Source organism: Mycobacterium sp. 1245499.0 (assembly GCF_001673615.1).
Lineage (GTDB): Bacteria > Actinomycetota > Actinomycetes > Mycobacteriales > Mycobacteriaceae > Mycobacterium > Mycobacterium europaeum_A.
The window spans coordinates 1-24,275 of record NZ_LZMG01000328.1; the positions used below are offsets into that span (position 1 = coordinate 1).

21 protein-coding genes and 1 pseudogene are annotated in these 24,275 nt (G+C 70.2%); 15 read left to right on the plus strand and 7 right to left on the minus strand.

Annotation, left to right across the window (positions count from 1 at the left end; genetic code table 11):
* From A5646_RS20340 to A5646_RS20355, 4 genes are all read left to right on the plus strand, one after another.
* Positions 1 to 1,603: CoA transferase (locus tag A5646_RS20340; protein WP_067023828.1), on the plus strand; the 1,603-nt coding region annotated here is incomplete at its 5' end.
* Positions 1,604 to 1,646: 43 nt separating this feature from the next.
* Entirely contained in the window at positions 1,647 to 2,555 is a 909-nt protein-coding gene (locus tag A5646_RS20345; protein WP_066871216.1) for an alpha/beta fold hydrolase, read from the plus strand.
* A gap of 28 nt (positions 2,556 to 2,583) precedes the next feature.
* Positions 2,584 to 3,999, plus strand: a complete 1,416-nt coding sequence (locus A5646_RS20350; protein ID WP_067023800.1) for an acyl-CoA synthetase — start codon at positions 2,584 to 2,586, stop codon at positions 3,997 to 3,999.
* Between the two features lie 191 nt (positions 4,000 to 4,190).
* Positions 4,191 to 5,483 (plus strand): MFS transporter, encoded by a 1,293-nt coding sequence (locus A5646_RS20355; RefSeq protein ID WP_066878558.1) that lies wholly within the window; start codon positions 4,191 to 4,193, stop codon positions 5,481 to 5,483.
* Between the two features lie 10 nt (positions 5,484 to 5,493).
* Here A5646_RS20355 and dapD read toward each other — a convergent pair whose 3' ends face one another.
* On the minus strand, positions 5,494 to 6,447 hold the full coding sequence (gene dapD / locus A5646_RS20360; RefSeq protein ID WP_066878550.1) for a 2,3,4,5-tetrahydropyridine-2,6-dicarboxylate N-succinyltransferase: 954 nt from the start codon (positions 6,445 to 6,447) through the stop codon (positions 5,494 to 5,496).
* 290 nt (positions 6,448 to 6,737) lie between these two features.
* On the opposite strand from dapD, the gene A5646_RS30285 reads away from it, so the two are divergent.
* From A5646_RS30285 to dapE, 3 genes are read left to right on the plus strand one after another with little or no spacing between them, the layout of a single operon-like run.
* The gene (locus tag A5646_RS30285; protein WP_067023803.1) at positions 6,738 to 7,553 is read left to right on the plus strand and encodes a PE domain-containing protein; all 816 of its coding nucleotides are present in this window, start codon (positions 6,738 to 6,740) and stop codon (positions 7,551 to 7,553) included.
* A gap of 31 nt (positions 7,554 to 7,584) precedes the next feature.
* A complete protein-coding gene (locus A5646_RS20370) occupies positions 7,585 to 8,733 on the plus strand; it encodes a PPE family protein (RefSeq protein ID WP_066878554.1) in 1,149 nt (382 codons plus the stop codon).
* A 55-nt stretch (positions 8,734 to 8,788) separates the two neighbouring features.
* Positions 8,789 to 9,853 (plus strand): succinyl-diaminopimelate desuccinylase, encoded by a 1,065-nt coding sequence (gene dapE / locus A5646_RS20375; RefSeq protein ID WP_067023805.1) that lies wholly within the window; start codon positions 8,789 to 8,791, stop codon positions 9,851 to 9,853.
* Here dapE and A5646_RS20380 read toward each other — a convergent pair.
* Positions 9,850 to 11,976 (minus strand): AAA family ATPase, encoded by a 2,127-nt coding sequence (locus A5646_RS20380; protein WP_067023808.1) that lies wholly within the window; start codon positions 11,974 to 11,976, stop codon positions 9,850 to 9,852. The two genes, dapE and A5646_RS20380, sit on opposite strands and share 4 nt — an antisense overlap.
* An 88-nt stretch (positions 11,977 to 12,064) precedes the next feature.
* Here A5646_RS20380 and A5646_RS20385 point away from each other — a divergent pair, with 88 nt between their 5' ends.
* From A5646_RS20385 to A5646_RS20415, 7 genes are all read left to right on the plus strand, one after another.
* Positions 12,065 to 12,628, plus strand: a complete 564-nt coding sequence (locus tag A5646_RS20385; RefSeq protein WP_067023811.1) for a TIGR00730 family Rossman fold protein — start codon at positions 12,065 to 12,067, stop codon at positions 12,626 to 12,628.
* 73 nt (positions 12,629 to 12,701) lie between these two features.
* Entirely contained in the window at positions 12,702 to 14,480 is a 1,779-nt protein-coding gene (gene fadD6, locus A5646_RS20390) for a long-chain-acyl-CoA synthetase FadD6 (protein WP_067023813.1), read from the plus strand.
* A 132-nt stretch (positions 14,481 to 14,612) separates the two neighbouring features.
* Positions 14,613 to 15,437: a dihydropteroate synthase gene (folP, locus tag A5646_RS20395; RefSeq protein WP_066871241.1), complete on the plus strand. Its 825-nt coding sequence runs from the start codon at positions 14,613 to 14,615 to the stop codon at positions 15,435 to 15,437.
* Positions 15,434 to 16,450 carry a glucosyl-3-phosphoglycerate synthase gene (locus A5646_RS20400; protein WP_066871244.1) on the plus strand — a complete coding sequence of 339 codons (1,017 nt, stop codon included), beginning with the start codon at positions 15,434 to 15,436 and terminating at the stop codon, positions 16,448 to 16,450. The genes folP and A5646_RS20400 overlap by 4 nt, the downstream gene beginning before the upstream one ends.
* A gap of 59 nt (positions 16,451 to 16,509) precedes the next feature.
* Entirely contained in the window at positions 16,510 to 16,869 is a 360-nt protein-coding gene (locus A5646_RS20405; protein WP_066878965.1) for a DivIVA domain-containing protein, read from the plus strand.
* Positions 16,866 to 17,447 carry a DNA-3-methyladenine glycosylase I gene (locus A5646_RS20410; RefSeq protein ID WP_067023816.1) on the plus strand — a complete coding sequence of 194 codons (582 nt, stop codon included), beginning with the start codon at positions 16,866 to 16,868 and terminating at the stop codon, positions 17,445 to 17,447. The genes A5646_RS20405 and A5646_RS20410 overlap by 4 nt, the downstream gene beginning before the upstream one ends.
* Before the next feature lie 166 nt (positions 17,448 to 17,613).
* Positions 17,614 to 17,787: a DUF3117 domain-containing protein gene (locus A5646_RS20415; protein ID WP_003878471.1), complete on the plus strand. Its 174-nt coding sequence runs from the start codon at positions 17,614 to 17,616 to the stop codon at positions 17,785 to 17,787.
* A 29-nt stretch (positions 17,788 to 17,816) separates the two neighbouring features.
* On the opposite strand, the gene glgA is transcribed toward A5646_RS20415, so the two are convergent.
* Entirely contained in the window at positions 17,817 to 18,980 is a 1,164-nt protein-coding gene (gene glgA / locus A5646_RS20420; RefSeq protein WP_067023818.1) for a glycogen synthase, read from the minus strand.
* A gap of 170 nt (positions 18,981 to 19,150) precedes the next feature.
* Between glgA and glgC the strand changes: the two genes are divergently transcribed.
* Positions 19,151 to 20,365, plus strand: coding sequence for a glucose-1-phosphate adenylyltransferase (gene glgC, locus A5646_RS20425; RefSeq protein WP_066871256.1), 1,215 nt, complete (start codon positions 19,151 to 19,153; stop codon positions 20,363 to 20,365).
* A 325-nt stretch (positions 20,366 to 20,690) separates the two neighbouring features.
* Here glgC and A5646_RS20430 read toward each other — a convergent pair whose 3' ends face one another.
* The 4 genes and pseudogenes from A5646_RS20430 to A5646_RS20445 all read right to left on the minus strand — a co-directional run.
* Entirely contained in the window at positions 20,691 to 21,365 is a 675-nt protein-coding gene (locus A5646_RS20430) for an isoprenylcysteine carboxylmethyltransferase family protein (RefSeq protein WP_066871259.1), read from the minus strand.
* A 7-nt stretch (positions 21,366 to 21,372) separates the two neighbouring features.
* Positions 21,373 to 23,010: an ABC transporter permease gene (locus A5646_RS20435; RefSeq protein WP_156765663.1), complete on the minus strand. Its 1,638-nt coding sequence runs from the start codon at positions 23,008 to 23,010 to the stop codon at positions 21,373 to 21,375.
* Complete coding sequence (locus A5646_RS20440) at positions 23,007 to 23,960, minus strand: ABC transporter ATP-binding protein (RefSeq protein WP_067023825.1); 954 nt, start codon at positions 23,958 to 23,960, stop codon at positions 23,007 to 23,009. The genes A5646_RS20435 and A5646_RS20440 overlap by 4 nt, the downstream gene beginning before the upstream one ends.
* Positions 23,950 to 24,275: pseudogene (locus tag A5646_RS20445) on the minus strand (TetR/AcrR family transcriptional regulator); the annotation flags it as partial. The pseudogene A5646_RS20445 and the gene A5646_RS20440, both read right to left, overlap by 11 nt.

Genomic DNA, 24,275 nt, shown 5'->3' on the forward strand with positions numbered 1-24,275 from the left:
GGCACCCATGCTGGGCGTCGTCCGGGCCGTCGACGGCTGGGTGGGCATCAACTGCCTGACCGGTCAGCACTGGCTCGACGTCTGCGCGATGCTCGGCCTGCCCGAGTTCGGCGAGCATCAGATCGCGATCATGTTGGGCGGGCCGGAGCGTGACGACTTCTTCGCCAAGGCCGAGCCGGTGCTGGCCGGCCAGACCGTCGCCGAGATCGTGGAACTCGCTCAAGCCCTGCGCATTCCGGCCGCACCGGTCAACGACGGCGCGACCGTGCTGGATTGTCCCCAGTACGCCGCGCGGGGGTTCTTCGTCGACACCGGGTCGTTTCGGCGCCCCGGGCCACCGTTCCGGTTGTCGAAAACCCCGGTGGCTCAACCCTGTCCGGCGCCGGTGGTGGGGACTCGGCCCGTGAGTTGGGCCGGCGACGGCCGGTCGCCGCGGCATGCGTCCGGGCCGCTGCCCTTCAGCGGTCTGCGGGTGCTGGATCTGACCACCTTCTGGGCCGGGGCGTATCTGACCTGCTACCTCGGGGCGTTCGGGGCCGATATCGTCAAGGTCGAATCGATCCAGCGGCCCGACGGGCACCGCTATTCGGGCGCCTTCGCCTACGAGGGCGACGACTGGTACGAGCGCAGCCCCATCTGGCAGGGCACCAACCTGAACAAGCGCGACCTCACGCTCGACCTGACCTCGCGGCCGGGCCTCGACATCGCCCGGCGGCTGGCAGCGCAGGCCGACGTCGTGGTGGAGAACTTCTCGCCGCGAGTCGTCGAGCAGTTCGGCCTCGACTACGACTCGCTGGTGTTGCTGAATCCCGACGTGATCGTCGTCCGGATGCCCGGATACGGCCTGCAGGGGCCGTGGCGCGACTATGTCGGCTGGGCGCTGAACTTCGAGCAGACGTCGGGCATGTCGGCGGTGACGGGATACGCCGAGGGGCCGCCGTGCAACCCGCAGGGCCCCGCCGACCCGATCGTCGGCGTGCATGCCGGGGTCGCGCTGCTGGCCGCGCTCGAGCACCGGCACCGCACCGGCGCCGGCCAGCTCATCGAGATCGCGCAGATCGAGGTCGCCGCCGCGGTGACCGCCGAACCGGTGATCGAGTACTCGATGAACGGCGTGGTGCGCCCGCGCGAGGGCAACCGGCGGCGCGGCTACCTGCAGGGCGTCTACCCGACCGACGAGGACGACGTGTGGGTGGCGCTGTCCGTGCCCGATCAGCCGATCGATCATGACGCGTTCGACGAGCTCGTCGCCGCCTGGACTCGCACGCAGACCGCCGCGGCGATCGTCGAAACGCTGCAGGCGCAGGGCATCGCGGCCGAGCGGGTGATCACCGCAGACCTGATGTATGACCCCGAACTCATCGGGGCCCAGCTCGACGCCCGTGGCTATTACGAGGAGCTCGAGCACCCGATCACCGGTCGGCATCGCTATCCCGGCTGGCCGTTTCGCATCACGCCCGGACCGCAGCGCCACCATCGCACCGCCCCGCCGACGCTCGGCCAGCACAACGACGAGATCCTGCGCGAGCTGGGTCTGTCCGAGGCCGAGGTGGCCGACCTGCGCCACCAGCGGGTGATCGGCGAACGGGTGCTTAACGCCTAACCGGCCTTTTGTAAACCGCTCGTAACATGCCAAGCTGCTCGACATGGTCATCGAGATCGCCCGCCCCAAACTCGAAGGAAACGTCGCCGTCGGCGAAGACCGCCAGATCGGCTTCGCTGAGTTCGGCGACCCGCAGGGACGCGCGATGTTCTGGCTGCACGGGACCCCGGGCGCCCGCCGGCAGATTCCCACCGAGGCCCGCCTTTACGCCCAGCACCACCGGATCCGGCTGATCGGGCTGGACCGCCCCGGCATCGGCTCGTCGACCCCCCACCGGTATCGGAACATCCGGGCGTTCGCCGACGACCTGCGCACCATCGCGGACACGCTCGGCATCGACAAGATGGCGGTCATCGGGTTGTCCGGCGGCGGTCCGTACGCGCTCGCGTCCGCCGCGGCCCTGTCGGATCGCGTGGTCACGGCCGGGATCCTCGGCGGCGTCGCGCCGTTCCTGGGCGACGAGGGCATCACCAGCGGCCTGATGAACCTGGGCAAGCGGGCCGCACCGCTGCTCAAGCTGGGCGGCGACCCGCTGCGGATCGGCGCGAGCCTGCTGGTCCGCTCGATCCGCCCGGTCGCGAACATCGCCCTGTATCTGTACGCCGCGATCTCGCCCGAAGGCGACCGGCGCCTGCTCACCCGTCCGGAGTTCGGCGCGATGTTCCTCGACGACCTGCTCAACGGCAGCCGCAAGCAGCTGGCGGCCCCGTTCAACGACATCATCCTGTTCACCCAGGACTGGGGATTCCGGCTCGACGAGGTCAAAGTCCCGGTGCGCTGGTGGCACGGCGACAGCGACCACATCGTGCCGTTCGCGCATGGTCAGCACGTGGTGTCCCTGCTGCCCGACTGCGAACTCATCGTGCTGCCCGGCGAAAGCCATCTCGGCGGGCTGGGCCGCGGCGAGGAGATCCTGTCCACCCTGACGAAGATCTGGGACGAGAAGGGCTGACCTGCCCGGCGCCGGGTAGCCTGCTGACGTGCTACTGGCGTCCCTCGATCCCTCGGCCCTGACCGCCACCGATATCGCCGACGCGGTGCGCATCGAGGGTGCGGTGCTCAGCCGCAGCGATCTCGTCGGCGCCGCCACCTCGGTGGCCGAACGGGTCGGCGGCGCGGGCCGCGTCGCCATCCTGGCCGCGCCGACCGCCGCGACGGTGCTGGCGGTCACCGGCTGCCTGATCGCCGGGGTGCCCTTCGTGCCGGTGCCCGCCGACGTCGGCGCGGCAGAGCGCCGGCACATGCTCACCGACTCCGGGGTGCAGGCCTGGCTGGGGCCGGTGCCGGACGAGAACGAGGGGCTGCCGCACATCCCGGTGCGCCTGCACGCCCGCTCCTGGCACCGCTACGCCGAGCCGTCGCCCGACGCCACCGCGATGATCATCTACACCTCGGGGACGACCGGGCTGCCCAAGGGTGTGGTGCTGAGCCGGCGGGCGATCGCGGCCGACCTCGACGCCCTGGCGCAGGCCTGGCAGTGGACCGCCGACGACGTCCTGGTGCACGGCTTGCCGCTGTTTCACGTGCACGGCCTGGTGCTGGGGCTGCTCGGATCGCTGCGGATCGGGAATCGCTTCATCCACACCGGCAAGCCGACACCGCAGGGCTACGCGCAGGCCGCTACCGAGCACGGCGGCACGCTGTTTTTCGGGGTGCCCACCGTGTGGTCGCGGGTGGGCGCCGACGAGACGGCCGCCCGGGCGCTGCGCCCGGCGCGGCTACTGGTCTCGGGAAGCGCGCCCCTGCCGGTTCCGGTGTTCGACCGGTTGGCCGGGCTCACCGGTCATCAGCCCATCGAACGCTACGGCGCCTCGGAATCGCTGATCACGCTGTCCACCCGCGCCGACGGCGAGCGGCGCCCGGGCTGGGTGGGGCTGCCGCTGTCCGGTGTGCGGACCCGGGTGGTCGACGACGAGGGCGCGCTGGTGCCGCACGACGGGGAGACCGTCGGCAAGCTGCACGTGCGCGGGCCGATGATGTTCGACGGCTACCTCAACCAGCCGGACGCCACCGCCGAGGCGTTCGACGCCGACGGCTGGTATCGCACCGGCGACGTCGCGGTGATCGACGCCGAGGGGATGCACCGCATCGTCGGGCGCGAGTCGGTAGACCTGATCAAATCCGGCGGCTACCGCATCGGCGCGGGCGAGATCGAGACGGTGCTGCTCGGGCATCCGGGTGTCGCCGAGGCGGCGGTCGTCGGGATGCCCGACGCGGATCTCGGTCAGCGCATCGTCGCGTTCGTCGTCGGGTCTGCCCCGGGCGATGAACTGATCGACTATGTCGCGCAAGAGCTTTCGGTGCACAAACGCCCGCGTGAGGTCCGCATCGTGGACGCGCTGCCGCGCAACGCCATGGGCAAGGTCCTCAAAAAGCGGCTGCTGACCGACGGCTGAGCGGCCGCTCAGCCGGCTGGGCGCCCGGTCCGCCGGGCACAAAGACACGCAGCAAGTTGCCAGCTTCAGCGCCGAGCGTCGTCGCGAAGCGTCACCTACCGTCGTATCCGTGTATCGATGCAACCGGACAATGCGCGGCCACCGTGGGTGAGCCCACCCGGTCCGTGGTCCCCGCCGCCGCGCCTACCACCATGCGCCGGATCGCGGCCGCCTGCCTGGTGGGCTCGGCGATCGAGTTCTACGACTTTCTGATCTACGGCACCGCGGCGGCACTGGTGTTTCCCACGGTGTTCTTCCCGGGCCTGGGCTCGACGGTGGCCACCATCGCCTCGATGGCGACGTTCGCGACGGCGTTCCTGTCTCGCCCGCTGGGTGCGGCCGTCTTCGGATACTTCGGCGACCGGCTGGGCCGGAAGAAGACGTTGGTGGCCACCCTGCTGATCATGGGCGCCTCGACCGTCAGCGTGGGCCTGGTGCCCAGCACGGCGTCGATCGGGATCGCCGCGCCCCTGATCCTCGTCGTCCTGCGGCTGTTCCAGGGGTTCGCCGTCGGCGGCGAATGGGCCGGGTCCGTCCTGCTCAGCGCCGAATACGCGCCCGCCGGCAAGCGCGGCTGGTACGGCATGTTCACCTCGCTCGGCGGTGGGACGGCGGGAATACTGGCCAGCCTGACGTTCCTGGCCGTCAGCCTCACCATGGGCGAGAGCAGCCCCGCCTTCATGCAGTGGGGATGGCGGGTGCCGTTCCTGATCAGCAGCGCGCTGATCGGCATCGCCCTCTATGTGCGGCTCAACATCGACGAAACCCCGCTGTTCGTGGAGGAGAAGGCCCGCAACCTGGTGCCCAAAGCGCCGCTGGCCGAGCTGATTCGGTTGCAGCGGCGTGAGATCGTGCTCGTCGCCGGCAGCTTCCTGGGCGGCATGGGGTTGGTCTACCTGGGCAACACCTTCCTGGTCATGTACGCCCACTCGCAGTTGGGCTACTCGCGCAGCTTCATCTGGGGCGTCGGCGCGCTGGCCGGGCTGACGAGCATCGCGTTCGTGTCGTTCGGGGCATGGCTGTCCGATCGAGTCGGGCGCCGCCGGGTGATGCTGTGTGGCTTGGCGGCGTGTCTGCCGTGGTCGTTCGTGGTGATCCCGCTGATGGACACCGGCAATCCCGTCATGTACGCGGTCGCGGTGCTGGGCATGTTCGCCTGCGCGGCGGTGGCCAACGGCCCCACCGGCGCCTTCGTTCCCGAACTGTTCGCCACGCGCTACCGGTACAGCGGCGCGGCCGTGGCGATGAACCTGGCCGGCCTCCTCGGCGCCGCCGTGCCGCCGCTGCTGGCGGGCAGCCTGCTGGCCACCTACGGCAGCTGGGCGATCGGGCTCATGATGGCGACCCTCGTCGTGGCCAGTTTCGTGTCCGTCTACCTGCTGCCCGAAACCAAGGGGACCACGCTGCGCGCCCCGACCGTCGAGAAGGTTCCCGTCGACCTGTAGGGGCCGCGCGTCAGTTGGCGTGCAAGTCCTCGTTGAGGGCGATGCCCTGGCCGCCGCGGGCCACCACTTCGACCGCCCCGCTCACCGAATTGCGGCGGAACAACAGGTTGTTGCCGCCGGAGAACTCCAGGGCCTTCATTGTTTTGCCTTCGGGCGTAACGACTTTGGTGCCCGCGGTGACATACAGGCCCGCCTCGACGACGCAGTCGTCGCCCAGCGAGATGCCCAGGCCCGCGTTGGCGCCCAGCAGGCATCGCTTGCCGATCGAAATCACCTCGGTGCCACCGCCGGAGAGCGTGCCCATGATCGAGGCCCCGCCCCCGATGTCGGAGCCGTCGCCCACCACCACGCCCGCGGAGATGCGTCCCTCCACCATCGAGGCCCCCAGCGTGCCGGCGTTGTAGTTGACGAAGCCCTCGTGCATCACCGTGGTGCCCGGCGCCAGATGGGCGCCGAGGCGCACCCGGTCGGCGTCGGCGATGCGCACCCCGGCCGGCAGCACGTAGTCGACCATCCGCGGGAACTTGTCGACGCCGTAGACCGTCACCGGTCCGTGGCGGCGTAGCCGGGCCCGGACCGCCTCGAATCCCTCGACGGCGCACGGCCCGCGATTAGTCCACACCACATTGGTCAATACCCCGAAGAAGCCGCCGGCGTTCAGTCCGTGCGGCGCCACCAGCCGGTGCGAGAGCAGATGCAATCGCAGGTAGGCGTCGTAGGCGTCGGCGGCCACGTCGTCCAGCGAGCCGATGACCGTGCGTACGGCAACGGTCTCGGTGCCGCGGTCATCGTCGCGTCCGATCAGCGCGGTCAGCTCCGGGGGAATGTCGGACAGCGCCAGCCGCGACGTCGCGCTGGTGCCCGAATCGGTCAGTTCCGGTGCGGGAAACCACGTGTCGAGGATCGATCCGTCGGCGGCCAGCGTTGCCAGGCCTATCCCTTCGGCGCCTGCTGCTCTTGTCACGGCGGTCAGGTTACTTCGTGGGCCGCGCCCCGATCCGCCCGCCCCGCGGGGCGCCCGCCGCCGCGACGGCTTCCGGTATTGAAAGTCCCACCCGGGCAAGGCAATTGGTAACCGTCGGCGCAACGCGGGCGGTCGCGGCGCCCAGCCCCGCCGGTCCCCGCAGGTCAGCGGCGTGAATTTCGCCGTTTGGGGTACGTAGCTTCCGGGGTCCGCGGGTCGTTTCCCGGCCTTGTCGCGGGGCTTGTTGTCGCCGGTCCATAGCGGCCGCCTGATTGCCGGAGGAGAAAAACATGTCCTTTGTCACCACACGGCCCGAGGCGCTGCTCGCCGCGGCGAGCACCCTCGAAGGGCTCGGCTCGTCGATGGCCGCCCAGGACGCCGCGGCTGCGGCGCCTACCACCAGCATCGCTCCCGCGGCCGCCGACGAAGTGTCCGCGTTGCAGGCCGCGCAATTCTCGGCCTACGGCGCCTGGTACCAGCAAGTCAGCGCCCAGGCCAGGGCGATTCACCAGACGCTGGTCAACAACCTGGACAACAACGCCGACTCCTATGGGACGACGGAATCCGCCAACCAGGTCAGCACCAGCGCCGCGGCGCTGCAGCAGTTTGCACCGGCCGCCGCGGCCGCCGACCCGCCGCCCGGGGACGCCGCCCTCGGCACCGAGATCGAATGGGGTCAAAACGTCGGCGCCGCCGCATCCGACTTCATCACCTTGGGCGAGGGACAATTCGCGCCCGTCCCCGGCGCGTCCGGGATCCCGAACTTGACCGGCGAGGTCGGCACGGCAACCGCGGCGAGCGCGCCCGCCCCCGCCGGTCCCACGGGCATGGCTGCGGCGCCGGTGCTGGCGAGCGCCGGCCAAGGGCCCTCGATCGGCGCCTTATCGGTGCCACCCAGTTGGGCGGCAACCGGTGTCCCCGTGGCCAATCCGACCGCGGCGACGCTGACCGGCGCGGGTTTGGCCAGCGCCGCGCCCCAGAGCACGTCAGTGACCACCGTTCCGGGCGGCGTGCCGTCGATGGCCACCTCCGGGCGCGGGGGCTACGGCCTGGGCGCCCCCCGCTACGGCGTCAAGCCCACCGTGCTGCCCACGCCGACCGTCTAGCACCCACCTAACTGAGAACAGGAGCACCGCAATGACTTTCGATTTCGGGGCACTCCCCCCAGAGGTCAACTCCCTGCGCATGTACACCGGCGCTGGAGCCGGGCCGATGATGGCCGCCGCGGCGGCGTTCAGCAGCCTCGCCGACGAACTGAGCACGACCGCCGCGGCCAGCCAGGCGGCGATCGCCAATCTCACCGGCGACGAGTGGATGGGCCCGTCGTCGATCGCAATGGTCACCGCCGCCCAGCCGTATGTGCAGTGGATGCACACCACCGCCGGCCAGCTGCAGCAGGCCGCGGCCCAGGCCATGGCATCGGCGGCCGCCTACGAGGCGGCGTTCGCGATGACCGTGCCGCCGCCGCTGGTCGCCGCCAACCGGGCACAGCTGGCGGCCCTGGTCGCGACCAACGTACTGGGGCAGAACACCGCGGCCATCGCGGCCACCGAGGCGCAGTACGGCGAGATGTGGGCCCAGGACGCCGCCGCGATGTATGCCTACGCCGCGTCGTCCGCCGCCGCGGCCCGGCTGAGCCCGTTGACCGAGCCGGCACCCACGAACAGCCCGGGCGGCCTGGGCGTGCAGACCGCGGCCACGGCCGCGCAGACGAGCGGGTTGCGCGGGGTCGTCTCCAACGTGCCCGACGCGGTGCAGTCGTTCGCCGCGCCGGCCGCATTGCCGGGCGCGGGCGCGGCCGGGAGCGCGCTGGACAGCGTGCTCGGCGACCCGGTCGTGTCCAACGTCGGCAACGCGGGTTTCGACGTGGTGTCCTGGAACGTGTTCAACACCATCGTGTCCAACATCCTCTACAACCACACCCTCGACGCGGCGGCGTCCGGCAGCGTGGCCGGCAGTGTGGGCGGGGCGGTCGGCAGCGGCGCCCTGGTGAGCGCGGCGGCGCCGGCCGGTGCCGCGGGCGTGGCTGCCGCACCGGTGCTGGCCAGCATGGGCGCGGCGACCCCGGTCGGCGGATTGTCGACCCCCGCCGCGTGGTCGGCGGCCACGCCACGAATCCCGGCCGAGACCGTCGCGGGCACGGGCTGGACCGCACCGGCCGAAGAGGCGCACACGGCGTGGGCGTCCGGCATGCCTGCCGTCGCCTCGGCGGGGCGGGGCGGTTACGGGATGGGGCCGCGCTACGGCGTCAAACCCAAGGTGATGCCCACGCGGTTGCTCGTCTAGCGCACGCGGTGTTCGGCGCCGTTCGCCATGAGCGGCGACGGATTATCGTTAGACCGTGCTGGACTTACGCGGAGACCCGGTCGCGCTGACCGCGGCGCTGGTCGACATCCCCAGCGAATCGCGGGACGAAGCCTGGCTGGCCGACGAGGTCGAGGCCGCGCTGCGAGCCCAGACGGCCGGGTTCGAGATCGTCCGCAACGGCAACGCCGTGCTGGCCCGCACCCACCATCAGCGGCCGTCGCGGGTACTGCTGGCCGGACACCTCGACACCGTGCCGGTGGCCGCGAACCTGCCCAGCCGCCGGGAGGGCGGCGACCTGTACGGCTGCGGCACGGCGGACATGAAGTCCGGCGACGCGGTCTTCCTGCATCTCGCCGCCACCGTGGCCGACCCGGTGCACGATCTCACCCTGGTGATGTACGACTGCGAGGAAATCGAGGCCGCCGCAAACGGATTGGGCCGCATCGAACGCGAGCTGCCGGATTGGCTGTCCGCCGATGTGGCCATCCTGGGCGAGCCCACCGGCGGTTACATCGAAGCCGGCTGCCAGGGCACCCTGCGCGTGGTGGTCAGCGCCACCGGAACCCGCGCCCATTCGGCGCGATCCTGGTTGGGATACAACGCGATTCACAAGCTGGGCGCCGTGCTGGAACGGCTGGCCGCATACCAGGCCCGCAGCGTCGACATCGACGGCTGCGTCTACCGGGAGGGCCTGTCGGCCGTGCGCATCGACGGTGGTGTGGCGGGCAACGTCATCCCCGACGCGGCCGCGGTGACCGTCAATTTCCGGTTCGCCCCGGACCGGTCGCTGCCCGACGCACTGCAACACGTGCACGACGTGCTCGCCGGGCTGGACGTGCACATCGAACAGACCGACGCGGCGGCCGGCGCGCTGCCCGGGCTGTCCCAACCCGCCGCCAAGGCGTTGGTCGAGGCGGCCGGCGGCAACGTCCGGGCCAAGTACGGCTGGACCGACGTGGCGCGGTTCGCCGCACTGGGCATACCGGCGGTCAACTTCGGGCCCGGCGATCCCAACCTGGCGCACAAGCGTGACGAGCGGGTCGCGGTCGCGGACATCACCGCCGCGGTCGACGTGCTGCGCGCCTACCTGAGCGGCTAGGCGTTCCCGCCCCCGCATCGCTGCGCCTGCGCGGCGGCGTCGGCGGCGGCCGCGTGCATGCCGATCGACGTCAACTCGTCCGACACCGCCCGCAGCCCCCCGCCATCGCCGGCGGCCAGCGCGCGGGCGTGTGCCAGTGCCAGTCTGCCTGCGACACAGTCGATCTCGCCGCAGAGCCGGCCCAGGGGGTCGGCGGCCCGGACGTCGCCCAGCCGCACGGCCTCGTGCCAGACCCGCAACGCCACCCCCCGCTGCCCACCGCGTTCGGCCATCCGGGCGGCGTCGCGCGCGGCGGCCACCGCGCCGTGGGCGTCCCGCACCAGGGCCAGCCGCCACGCCCGCGCCACGCCGAGCTCGGGCGCGAACAACGCGGATTTGGTGCCGTGCCGGGATTCGGCCCTGCTCAACGCTTTCGCCGCCGCGGCGGTGTCGCCCTGCTGGGCCAGCGCGGTGGCCAGCAGCGTCAGCGAAAACGGCCCCCACGAATAACCGGTGCGCTCCAGGGTGGCGACAGCCGGAGTCAATAACGCTGCCGCGGAGGCGAATTCGCCACCGGCCAGCAGCACATGCGCCAGCAGCACCTCGCCGATCGCGCGGCCCGGTTGTTGCAGCTCGGCGAAGTCGGTGAACTGCTGCGCGAGCCGGCGGGCCTGGTCGGGCCGGCCGGCCATTAGCAGCGCGGTGGTCTGTCCCAGCCCGATCGTGAAGCGCAGCAGCCCAGGGTGTTCGGCGCCCAGCGCGCGCTGCGCCAGGGGCTCGACGTCGTCGAACCGGCCCTCACGCGCCGCGCACAACGCGGCCGCGCTGGCCGCCCAGGCCACCGCCTGGTCATCGGCCGACGGCGATGCGAGGACGTCGCCGGCCACCTTCACGGCGTGACCGACATTGCCGGCGTTCATCGCGAACGTCGCGCTGAGCGCGTCCAGGGTGGTGCGCGGGCCGGTATCGGTGACCCGATTGCGCAGCGTCCGCAGGAACGCGGTGGCGCGCTCGGGTTCGCTCAGCATCCAGAACTGGTTCGCCGCCCGCAGCAGCGCCCAATCCATCAGCGCCGCTTCGGTCAGTGCGCTGGAGTCGACGTCGGCCAGCACCGAATCGGCCTCGCGACCACGGCCCTGCCATGCCAGGGCGTGGGCCAGCGCGAGCCGCGCCGCCAACCCGCCGGACCGCTGCAGGGCCGACCGGGCCAGTCGCTCGCCCAGCGCCAGGTCGCCCAGCCGCAGCGCCTGCTGTGCGGCGGCGGCGACGTCGGCGACCCGCGGGGGAGTGGCACTGTCCAGCGCCAGCGACACCAGCCGCAATCGGTCGCTGAGGTGCTCCGACGGCCGCTGGGACAGCAGCTCGACCACGTCGGTGCGTCGCTGTCGCGCGTCGTCGGGATCGAGCAGCGCCCGCGTCCGCTCGGCGAACAGCGGGTGGGCGGTGTAGACGACCGGGTCGTCGGAGGAGCCGCCGCGCTCGCGGGTCTCCGCCGCGCCCCACGCCACCGCGTCGGCCACCGCGCCGTCACCGGCGAGCTCGGTCAGATTGGTGACCGAGAGCGGCTCGGCGACGGCGAGGTACTCCAGCACCGACCGCGCCGCGGCGGGCAGCTCGGCGAGGAAGGTATCGATCTGCGCCGGGGCGCTCGCCCCGCCCGGCGGCTCGATGTCGAGCCGGGTGAGCAGGTCGTCACCCCACAGCGCCGCGATCGCCTCGGGAGCGGAGTCGGCGCGGGCGGTGACGATGAGCCGTCCGGCGCCGTCGCGCGCCAGCTGGTAGACGAGGGTGGCCGACAGCACGTCCAGGTGTTGGGCGTCGTCGACGACGAGCAGCAGGTCGTCACCGCCCAGCGATGCCCGGGCGGCCCGCAGCAGCGCGGCGGGCTTGCCGAGGTCGGTGATCTCCACCAGGTGGCTGAACGCCCCGAACGGGACCGCGCGTTCGGTGGGGGTGCCGGTGACCCAGCGGATGAGCGTGCTGGGATTGCGCTCGGCAAAACGCTCGGCGGCCACCCGGGCGAGGGTGGATTTGCCGACGCCGTCGGGCCCCACCACCACCGCTCCGCGGGCACCGCCGGCCAAGGCCGCATCGAGCCGCTCCGAGGCCGTCGCATGTTGGGGGACGTTCCATCGAATCGGCACCGCCGAATTTTATGGCGTGCGACCCGCGCGGCAGGGCGAAAGGCCCAGATATGACGGGTGTCGGGCGGTTGGTCTACCTTTAGCGGATATGCCCGGCGAGCGCGATTCATCAGGCGAGTGGTCGGTGTGTGTGTACTGCGCATCCGGCCCGCAACACCCCGAATTGCTCGGCGTCGCTACGGAACTCGGCGAGGCGATCGCCGAGCGCGGCTGGACGCTGGTGTGGGGCGGCGGCCGGGTGTCGGCGATGGGTGCGGTCGCGACCGCGGCGCGCGCCCGCGGCGGCCGCACCGTCGGCGTCATCCCTAAAATCCTGATGCGCCGCGAGATCGCCGACGACGAAGCCGACCAGCTGATCGTCAGCGACACCATGCACGAGCGCAAGCAGACCATGGAAGACCGTGCCGACGCGTTCGTCGTCCTGCCGGGCGGCATCGGCACCCTCGACGAGTTGCTCGACGCGTGGACGACGGCCTTCCTCGGCCTGCACGACAAACCCATCGTGCTGCTGGATCCCTTCGGCCACTACGAGGGGCTGTGGACCTGGCTGTGCGCGTTGCTGGACAGCGGTTACGTCTCCCAGGCGGCGATGGACCGACTGACGCTGGTCGACAAGGTGAGTGCGGCGCTGGAAGCGTGCGCGCCCGGCTGAGGCCGCCCCCGGTTTGCCACCCCTACTAGGCTGTCCGCCGAGCTTGACTTTGGAAATGAATCGAGGGGATCACGTGTCCGATCGTGACGGGGGAGCGCGCACGGCGGTCAAACTGACCGACGTCGCAATGCGGGCGCCGGCCGTGCTGGCCGACCTGCCGGTGATCGTGCGCGGCGCGATGACCGGGCTGCTGGCCCAGCCGGGCTCCAAGAAATCGATCGGCACGGTGTTCGCCGACCGGGCCGCCCGCTACGGCGACCGGATCTTCCTGCGCATGGGCGATCAGCAACTGACCTACCGCGACGCCAACGCCGCCGCCAACAGGTATGCCGCCGTGCTGGCCGCGCGGGGTGTCGGCCAAGGCGACGTCGTCGCCATCATGCTGCGCAACTCGCCCAACACCGTGCTGGCCATGCTGGCCGCGGTCAAATGCGGCGCGGTTGCGGGGATGCTCAACTACCACCAGCGCGGCGAGGTGCTCGCGCACAGCCTCGGCCTACTGGACGCCAAGGTGCTCATCGCCGAGGCCGACCTGGTCAGCGCGGTCGCCGAGTGCGGCGGCGCGGGCAGCACCGAGACGTTGACCGTCGAGGACCTGGAGCGGTTCGCGGTGAGCGCCCCGGCCACCAACCCGGCCTCGGCGTCGGCGGTGCATGCCAGGGACACCGCCTTCTACATCTTCACCTCGGGCACAACGGGTTTCCCCAAGGCCAGTGTCATGACACACCTGCGGTGGCTCAAGGCGCTCGCCGCGTTCGGCGGTATCGGGTTGCGGCTGAAGAGCTCCGACACCCTCTACTGCTGCCTGCCGCTGTACCACAACAACGCGCTGACGGTGGCGCTGTCGTCGGTCATCAACTCGGGGGCGACGCTGGCGCTGGGCAAGTCGTTCTCGGCGTCGAAGTTCTGGGACGAAGTGATCGCCAACGAGGCCACGGCGTTCATCTACATCGGCGAGGTGTGCCGGTACCTGCTCAACCAGCCGGCCAAGCCCACCGACCGCTCGCACAAGGTGCGGGTGATCGCCGGAAACGGCCTGCGCCCCGAGATCTGGGACGAGTTCACCAAGCGGTTCGGCATCGCCAGGGTGTGCGAGTTCTACGCCTCCAGCGAGGGCAACGCCGCGTTCATCAACGTCTTCAACGTGCCCCGCTCCACCGGCATCTTCCCCATGCCGCTGGCCTACGTCGAGTACGACCCCGACACCGGCGCCCCGCTGCGTGACGAGAACGGGCGGGTGCGTCGCGTGCCGGCCGGAGAGCCCGGTTTGTTGCTCAGCCCGGTCAACCGGCTGCAGCCCTTCGACGGCTACACCGACCCCGAGTCGAGCGAAAAGAAGTTGGTGCGCAACGCTTTTCGCGAGGGTGATTGCTGGTTCAACACGGGCGACGTGATGAGCCCGCAGGGTCTGGGGCACGCCGCGTTCGTCGACCGGCTCGGCGACACCTTCCGCTGGAAGGGCGAGAACGTGGCCACCACGCAGGTCGAGGCGGCGCTGGCGTCCGACGACTCCGTCGAGGACTGCACGGTGTTCGGCGTCGAGGTGCCGCGCACCGGCGGTCGCGCCGGGATGGCCGCGGTCAAGCTGCGCGGCGGCGCCGAGTTCGACGGGAAGTCGCTGGCCCGCGCCGTCTACGAGCAGCTGCCGGCCTATGCGCTGCCGCTGTTCGTGCGGGTGGTGGAGTCGATCGAGCAGACCACGACCTTCAAGAGCCGCAAGGTGGAGCTGCGCGAACAGGCCTACGGGCCCGACGTCAAGGACCCGCTCTATGTGCTGGCCGGGCGCGACGAGGGCTACGTGCCGTTCTACGACGGGTACCCGGACGAGGTGGCCGAGGGCAAGCGCCCGTAAGCCGTCGGCGGTCCCCGGGCCGCACGCACGGCGGCGACCGGGCACCATGTACGTGTGCAACCGACACCGCCGGCGTCAGCCGGCCGATCGACTCTGTGCGGCCGCCCGGTCGCCGGCGATCGCGCGCTGATCATGGCGATCGTCAACCGCACCCCGGACTCGTTCTATGACCGGGGGGCGACGTTCAGCGACGAGGCCGCCAGGGCGGCGGTGCACCGGGCCGTCGCCGAGGGGGCCGATGTCATCGACGTCGGCGGCGTCAAGGCCGGCCCCGGTCAAGAGGTCGACGCCGACACAGAGATCGCCCGGCTGGTGCCGTTCATCGAGTGGCTACGCGACGCCTATCCGGACCAGCTGATCAGCGCCGACACCTGGCGCGCCGAGGTGGCCAAGGTGGCCTGTGCGGCCGGTGCGGACCTGATCAACGACACCTGGGGCGGCATCGACCCCGCGCTGCCGGAGGTGGCCGCGGAGTTCGGTGCCGGCCTGGTGTGTTCGCACACCGGCAACGCGCTGCCGCGCACCCGCCCGTTCCGGGTGAACTACGGGACCACCACCCGCGGCGTGGTCGACGACGTCATCGCCCAGGTCACCGCCGCCGCCGAGCGGGCGGTGGCGTGCGGCGTGGCCCGCGACCGGGTGCTGATCGACCCGACCCACGACTTCGGCAAGAACACGTTTCACGGGCTGCTGCTGTTGCGTCACGTGGGCGATCTCGTTAATACCGGGTGGCCCGTGCTGATGGCTTTGAGCAACAAGGACTTCGTCGGGGAGACTCTGGGTGTGGAATTGACCGAGCGGCTCGAGGGGACGTTGGCGGCCACCGCGCTCGCGGCCGCGGCCGGTGCGCGGATGTTTCGCGTCCACGAGGTCGCGGCCACCCGCCGGGTGCTGGAAATGGTGGCCTCGATCCAGGGCACGCGCCCCCCGACGCGCACGGTGAGGGGGCTGGCATGACGGCATCGGACCTGTTCGCCGGCGATCTGGCCAACGACAGGGTGCTCGCCGCCCGGCCCGGCGATGTGTGGTTGGCCAACGACAGGCGCAACCGCCCGAGCTGGACCATCGCCGAACTGGAGGCCGCGAAGGCCGGGCGGACCATCTCGGTGGTGCTGCCGGCCCTCGACGAGGAAGAGACCATCGCGTCGGTGATCGAGAGCATCTCGCCGCTGCTCCGGGATTCTGGAGGGCTGGTCGACGAGCTGATCGTGCTGGACTCCGGCTCCACCGACGACACCGAGATCCGGGCCGTCGCCGCCGGCGCGCGCGTCGTCAGCCGCGAGCAGGCCCTGCCCGAGGTGCCGATACGCCCCGGAAAGGGCGAGGCGCTGTGGCGCTCGCTGGCGGCCACCAGCGGCGACATCGTGGTGTTCGTCGACTCCGACCTGATCAACCCGCACCCGATGTTCGTGCCGTGGCTGGTCGGCCCGCTGCTCACCGGCGACGGCGTTCACCTGGTCAAGAGCTTCTACCGCCGGCCGCTGCGGGGCAGCGAGCTCAGCGACGTGGGCGACGTCGGCGGCGACGTCAGCGCCACCGGCGGTGGGCGGGTCACCGAGCTGGTGGCCCGGCCGTTGCTCTCGGCGCTGCGGCCCGAGTTGGGGTCCATCCTGCAGCCGCTCGGCGGGGAGTACGCGGCCACCCGGGAACTGCTGACGTCGGTGCCGTTCGCGCCGGGCTACGGCGTGGAGATCGGCCTGCTGGTGGACACCTTCGACCGGCTGGGTCTGGAGGCGATCGCCCAGGTCAATCTGGGGGTGCGGGCGCATCGCAACCGGCCCCTGGCCGAGTTGGGCGTGATGAGCCGCCAGATCATCGCCACCCTGCTCTCGCGCTGCGGTATCCCGGACTCCGGCGTCGGGCTGACCCAGTTCGTCGCCGACGGCCCCGAGGGACACGGCTACACCCAGCGCACCTCGCCGGTGTCGCTGGCGGACCGGCCCCCGATGCAGGCGATCAGGCCCCGGTAGGCCCGCGCGGGGTCACGCTGACCGCCGCCGTGTCGGTGGCATAGGGCAGTATCGATCCCGTGGCGTTGGTGTTGCTGTACCTGGTGGTTCTGGTGCTGGTGGCGATCGTCCTGTTCGGCGCGGCCAGCCTGTTGTTCGGTCGCGGCGAGCAGCTGCCGCCCCTGCCGCGCGGGACGACGGCCACCGTGCTGCCCGCGTTCGGGGTGACCGGCTCCGACGTCGACGCGGTCAAGTTCACCCAGGTGCTGCGCGGCTACAAGACCAGTGAAGTGGACTGGGTGCTGGACCGGCTCGCGCGGGAGCTCGAGGCGCTGCGCGGCCAGCTGGCCGCCGTGCACGCCGCGCCGGCCGCCGGGCAAGACGCCGAAAACCAATCCGGGGAACCCGACGACGGCGAGGATCGTCAGGACTCAGTGTGAGTGAAGACGAGCTGGTTCGCTGCAGTTGGGCGACCGTGCGGCCGGGACCCGATTTCGAGCTCTACCGCGACTACCACGATCGCGAGTGGGGCCAACCGGTACGCGACGGGATCGCGTTGTTCGAGCGGATGAGCCTGGAGGCCTTTCAAAGCGGCCTGTCCTGGCTGATCATTCTGCGGAAACGGGAGAATTTCCGGCGCGCGTTCGACCGGTTCGACATCTCCAAGGTCGCCGCATACACCGACGCCGACGTGCAGCGGCTGCTGGCGGATCAGGGAATCGTGCGCAACCGCGCCAAGATTGAGGCGACCATCGCCAACGCGCGTGCCGCCGCCGAACTGGGCACCGCGGCGGACCTGGCGGACGTGCTGTGGTCCTTCGCGCCGTCGCCGCGAAACCGGCCGGCCGACCCGTCCGAAATCCCCTCGGCCACTGACGAATCGAAGGCCATGGCGCGGGAACTCAAGCGGCGCGGGTTCCGTTTCGTCGGCCCGACCACCGCCTATGCGCTGATGCAGGCGACCGGGATGGTCGATGACCATATCCGCGGTTGCTGGGTGCCCGCAACAGCCCGCTGAGCACACAGATGCGGGTCTTTGTACAAGTGGTGACCTGGATAGGGAACAATGGGGGGGTGATAAGGCAGTTCGATGCCGGGCATGGCTTGAAGTTCGCTGGCGGGGCTTGCTCGGCGCCGACCAGGTCCGCACGGGCGGGCCAGCTCGAATCTGGAGGGAGTACTCGATGGCGGCGATGAAGCCCCGGACCGGAGACGGTCCTCTGGAAGCAACAAAGGAGGGGCGCGGCATCGTGATGCGGGTACCACTTGAGGGAGGCGGTCGACTGGTCGTCGAACTGACGCCGGACGAAGCCGCTGCCCTCGGTGACGAGCTCAAGGGCGTCACGAGCTCCAGCTAGAGCTTGCCGCCGAACGGATGTCGGCGGCGCTACGCACACACCTTCCGATAGATCTCCAGGGTCTGCTCGGCGACGTGGGCCCAGGAGAACTCCTCGACGCAGCGCTGGCGTCCTGCCTTGCCATAGCGCTGCGCTTTTTCGCGGTCGGCGATCAGCTCGTTGACCGCTGCGGCCAGTCCGGCCTGATAGCCCCGAGCGTCGTCGGGGTCGTAATGCACCAGCGTCCCGGTGATCCCGTCGGCGACCACCTCCGGGATTCCGCCGACGTCGGAGGCCACCACCGCGGTCGAGCAGGCCATCGCCTCCAGATTCACGATCCCCAACGGCTCGTACACCGACGGGCACACGAAAACCGATGCCGCCGACAAGATTTCGCGTAGCTCACCGATGGGTAGCATCTCGCGGATCCAGAACACCCCGGTGCGGTTGCTGGCCAGGCCGGCCACGGCGTCACGAATCTCCTCGGCGATCTCCGGGGTATCGGGGGCGCCGGCGCACAACACCACCTGCGCCTCCGGGCTGAACCGGTGGGCGGCCGCCACCAGGTGCGCCAGTCCCTTCTGCCGGGTGATCCGGCCCACGAACACCACGATGGGCCGGGCCGGGTCGACGCCCAGTTCGGCGAGCATCGATCCGGTTTGCACCGGCCCGGCCGGATACCAGACGTCGGTGTCGACGCCGTTGCGGATGACGTGCACGGCGCTGGGATCCAGTGCGGGATAGACGCGCAGCACGTCCTCGCGCATCGCGGTGCTGACCGCGATGACGGCATCGGCGGCCAGCACCGCGGTCTGCTCGACCCAGCTCGAGATCCGGTAGGCGCCACCGAGTTGCTCGGCCTTCCACGGGCGCAGCGGCTCGAGCGAATGCGCGGTCAGGACGTGCGGGACCCCGTACAGCAGCGCGGCCAGATGCCCGGCCATGCCGGTGTACCAGGTGTGCGAATGCACCACGCTGGCTTCCGATGCCGCGTTGGCCATCATCAAATCGGACGACAGGATCGACATCGCCGCGTTGGCGCCCTGCAGCCGGGGGTCGGGCTGGTGCACGTACGCGCCCGGGCGAGGCGTGCCCATGCAGTGCACGTCGACCGGGCACAGCCGGCGCAGCTGGGCGACGAGTTCGGTGACGTGTACCCCCGCGCCCCCGTAGACCTCCGGTGGGTACTCCCGCGTCATCATCGCCACCCGCATACCCGCACGGTAGTTCGCGAGCGAGGGCGGCCGCGAGTCGGGTTGGCCACAACGTCCGGGCGGTCTTCGGCGTGTGCGCGGCCAAATACCTTGACGGACAGCCGCACAGAACTCCGCCAATCGACCGTGCCCTCTGGCAGCCCTTGGCCACGGCCGATAGGTTTGACACCATGAGGGAAGCGCCACACGTGCTGGGCATCGTCCTGGCCGGCGGTGAGGGCAAGCGGCTGTATCCGCTGACCGCGGACCGCGCCAAGCCCGCCGTTCCCTTCGGGGGCGCCTATCGGCTGATCGACTTCGTCCTGTCCAATCTCGTCAACGCCCGGTATCTGCGCATCTGCGTTCTCACCCAGTACAAGTCGCATTCACTGGACCGTCACATCTCGCAGAACTGGCGGCTGTCCGGCCTGGCCGGTGAGTACATCACGCCGGTGCCCGCCCAGCAGCGCCTCGGCCCCCGCTGGTACACCGGCTCGGCCGACGCGATTTACCAGTCACTCAATCTGATCTATGACGAAGACCCCGACTACATAGTCGTTTTCGGCGCCGACCACGTGTACCGGATGGACCCCGAGCAGATGGTCCGGTTCCACATCGACAGCGGCGCCGGCGCGACGGTCGCCGGCATCCGGGTGCCGCGCGGCGAAGCCACCGCGTTCGGCTGCATCGACTCCGACGAGTCGGGCCGCATTCGTAACTTCGTGGAGAAGCCGTTGGATCCGCCGGGAACCCCGGACGACCCCGAGCAGACGTTCGTGTCGATGGGCAACTACATCTTCACCACCAAGGTGCTCATCGACGCGATCCGCGCCGACGCCGACGACGACCACTCCGATCACGACATGGGCGGCGACATCATCCCGCGTCTGGTCGCCGACGGGATGGCCGCCGTCTACGACTTCAACGACAACGAGGTGCCCGGGGCCACCGATCGAGACCGGGCCTACTGGCGTGACGTCGGAACGCTGGACGCCTTCTACGATGCGCACATGGACCTGGTGTCGGTGCACCCGGTGTTCAACCTGTACAACAAGCGCTGGCCGATCCGGGGCGAGTCGGAGAACCTGGCGCCGGCCAAGTTCGTCAACGGCGGTTCGGCGCAGGAGTCGGTGGTGGGTGCGGGCAGCATCATCTCGGCGGCCTCGGTGCGCAACTCGGTGCTGTCGTCCAACGTGGTGGTCGACGACGGCGCGATCGTGGAGGGCAGCGTGATCATGCCCGGCGCCCGGGTCGGCCGCGGCGCGGTGGTGCGCCACGCGATCCTGGACAAGAACGTCGTCGTCGGGCCGGGCGAGATGGTGGGCGTCGACCTGGAAAAGGACCGGGAGCGCTTCGCGATCAGCGCCGGCGGCGTGGTCGCGGTGGGCAAGGGCGTCTGGATCTAGCCCGGTATCTCCGGGATAGCCATAGGACCCTTCGAATCCGACGAACGCCGCATCGCCACTTTGCCAATCCCACGAAAAGGTTGGCGTCGGCACAGCCGCTGAGTTCGACCCCAGCCGGGTCACCATCGGGCCGGTCAGCTCGGTGTCCTGGAAAAGGGTCCAGATGAAAGATGCCGTGCCGCAACGCGTTTCGAAGCCCACGCGGCCGGGATCTGATGACGGCTCCGGGGCGTCAGCGTGCCGGCGCCGCCCGGATACATTGCGCGCCAACGGGTGCGGGCCGGCGGCCGTTCGGCTTACTACCCTAAACGGCCGGCCCGGGGAGCTACCAGAGGTGGGGCACCAGCCGGTACCGGACCCGCTCGGCGTATTCGGGGTAGCCGGGCAGTTCGCGGTTCAGCAACTTTTCTTCGTCGAAGATGCGCAGCGTGAGCACCAGGGTGCCGGGGATGACGAAGAGCAGTCCCCAGTAGGAGCCGAGCGCTAAGGGGATCCCGATCATCATGATCACATTTCCGACGTACATCGGGTGCCGCACGAATCTGTAGAGGCCGTGGGAGACCACCGTCTGGCCCGTTTCCACAGTGACCGTGGCGGCGGCATAACTGTTCTGGACGATCACCAGCATGGCGATGCCGAGCCCCGTCGCCACCAGCACGTCGCCGAGCACCGACAGCCAGGGCGGCACCGACGACCAGCCGAACCGATGATCGAGCGCGCTGAACACCATGGTCGCGAACAGGCCCGCGAACGAGCCGGTGATGATGAACTTCTGCGCCTTGCGGGGCTCGGCCCGCGGGCCCGCGCGCATGCGGCGCTGCAGGGCCGCCGGATTGGTCCGGCCCAGGTAAACGGTGGGGACGATGGTGGCCACCGTGAACACCGCGATGAAAAGCCAGGCCTGCCAATAGTGCAGCGTGCCCGCCGGCAGCAGCAGGATCAGGATCCACGAGAGGATGCCCCAGAGGGAGGTCGCCGTTACCCGGATTCCGGTCTTCATCGCGCTCCTAGCAGCGTAGATCGCGGCGCCGAAAAGCCGTGGCACCCAGAATCATCAACCCTACGTCGATGGCGAGTAGCCATAACAGGGGTACGACGGTGAAATCTGAGCCGATCCGCGAGATGTGTGCGAACGGTTCGGCGTCGAGCAACCATTGCGAGAGCCCGGCCAGCGACCCGATCAGATACAGGGCGACGAAGCCGACCAGCACACCCCAGGCCGCCGGCGTCAGTCGCGGCGCGACGCCGAACAGGAAGGCCGTCACGGCCGACAACAGCCACACCGCGGGCAGTTGGACGGCGGCGCTGGCAACGACCATCGGCAGCTTGCCGGCGACATCGCCCGCCGCGACGCCGTAGACGACGCCCGCGGTGAGCCCGCTGGCCAGCATCGCCACCGCGGATCCGGCGAGCGCCGTCACCAAATGGCTTGCCAGCCAACGGGTTCGCGAGACGGCACCGGCAAGCACCGTTTCGGCTCGCTGACTCGACTCTTCCTGGTGTAACCGCAACGTCAGCGAAACGGCGAACGCGGCGGCCACCATGCCCATCATGGCGAACGCGACGGCGATGAACGCCTCCTCGAGCGCGCTGGTGCCGCCCATTCGTGCCACGATGTCGCGCGCTTCGCCACTGTCGCCCAGCTCGTCGCCGATGCCGTGCACCACGCTGCCGATCAGCAGGCCGTACAGACACAGGCCCACGGTCCATAACAGCAGCGCGGCGCGGTCCAGCCGCCACGTGAGCCCGAACGCATCGCCCAGCGTCGGTCCGGCCTCGGCGGGACCCGGGCGCTCCGCGATGAGCCCGGCGCCGACGTCACGGCCGGCCAGCAGCCGATACGCCAGGAGGGTCAGCGCGGCCGTCGTCACCAGGTGCAGCAGCAGCACCCACCACCGATCACCGGCATACGGCTTGACCAGCAGCGACCACCCCAGCGGGGACAGCCACGACAGCGTGCCGTCACCGGCGTCGCCCACGGCACGCAGGGTGAACGCGGTACCCAGCACGGCGAACGCGGCGCCGCGGGCGAACCGGGCGCTCGGCGAAAGCTGCGCGGCCACCGCCGCAACGGCGGTGAACACCAGGCCGGAGCAGGCCAGCGCCGCCCCGAAGGCCAGCGACCCGGCGGCCGGGACATCGGTGCTCAACAGCCCGGCCGCACCGATCGCCCCGGTGGCAACCGACGCTCCGAACGACAGCAGCAGCGCCGCGCTCAGGGCGGCGTAGCGGCCGATCGCGGTCGAGTCCACCAGCTCGGTCCGCCCGTTCTCCTCGTCGGCGCGCGTGTGCCGGATCACCGTGAGGATGACCGCCACCGCGATCAGCACGTGGAACATCCCGGCCTTCCAAATGCCTACCGCGCCAAGGCTGGCGTTGTAGACCTGGCCGTACAGGGCGCGCTGGGCCGGGCTGGCCATGATGGCGGCCGCGAACCCGGCGCGATCCGACGCGGTGGGGTAGACCTTCTCGATGCTGCCGACGTACACGGTGGCCAGGGGCACCGACAGCAGCAACACCCACAGCGGCATCGAGATCCGGTCGCGGCGCACGTAGAGGCGCAGCATCGAGAGCGTTCCGGAGAAGGGTGAACCACCACGTGGCGCGCGTGATGCCAACGGCCGGTCCAGCGTTGACGTGCTCATGACAGCGAAACCTTTGCCGCATCGCGTCCGTGCCGACCGTCGCCGCCCGACGTGTCGTAATGGCGCAGGAAAAGCTCCTCGAGGGTCGGCGGCTGGCTGACAAGACTGCGCACCCCGGCGTCGCCGAGCACGCGGATGAGCTCACCGAGGCTTTCGCTGTCGACCTGGGCGCGCAGCGTATTGCCTTCGACGCTGATGTCCTCAACGCCTTTGATCCGCCTGAGATCGCCCGGGTCGCCGGTCATCTCGGCCTTGATCGAGGTGCGGCTCAGGTGCCGCATCGAGCTCAGCGAACCGCTTTCGACGGTCTTGCCGGCCCGGATGATCGTCACCCGTTCGCACAACGCTTCCGTTTCGGCCAGGATGTGGCTGGACAACAACACCGTCGTGCCCCGGTCGCGGGCCTGGGCCACGCATTGCTGAAACACGTTCTCCATCAACGGGTCCAGGCCGCTGCTCGGCTCGTCGAGGAGTAGCAGCCTGGCATGGGACGAGAAGGCCGAAATCAGCGAGACCTTCTGGCGATTGCCCTTGGAGTAGGTGCGCGCCTTCTTGTGCGGGTCCAGGTCGAAGCGCTCGATCAACTCGGCGCGGCGCTTCTTGTCGATGCCACCCCGCATCCGGGCCAGCAGGTCGATGGTCTCACCGCCGGTCAGCGACGGCCACAACGTCACATCGCCTGGCACGTAAGCGATGTGGCGATGCAGGGCGACGGCCTGCGTCCACGGGTCGCCGCCGAGCAGCCGCACACTGCCGCCGTCGGCTTTCGCCAGGCCCAACAGGATGCGGATGGTCGTGGACTTCCCGGCGCCGTTGGGCCCGAGGAACCCGTGGACCTCTCCCTCCCGCACCGTGAGGTCCAGGCCGTCCAGCGCCCGAACCGCACCGAAATTCTTTGTGAGACCACGGATCTCGATGGGTGCGAATCCGTCGGCGTTTTCAGTCGGCATCAGATCCTCCTTGATCTTCGGCGGCCAGGAATGCGTCGTACATGGTCCGGTCGGTCAGCAGGCCCTCGGTGTAGACCTCGAGCGCGGGCAGAATCATGTCGCGCGAGTAGTCGCGCAGCACTGCCCGCAAATCCGTTGGTGTTTCATGCATTTGGATGTAGAGGAGGAAGCCGCCGCCGCCGGTGATGGCCAAATACCTGGCCCGCCCCTTGGGGTCGCGGCTGGGTTTGATCGTCCCGGCGCGCACGCCCTCTGCCATGTATTCCTCGGCATTGTCAATCATCCTGCGCCACAACATGTTCGCCAAGTCGCCGC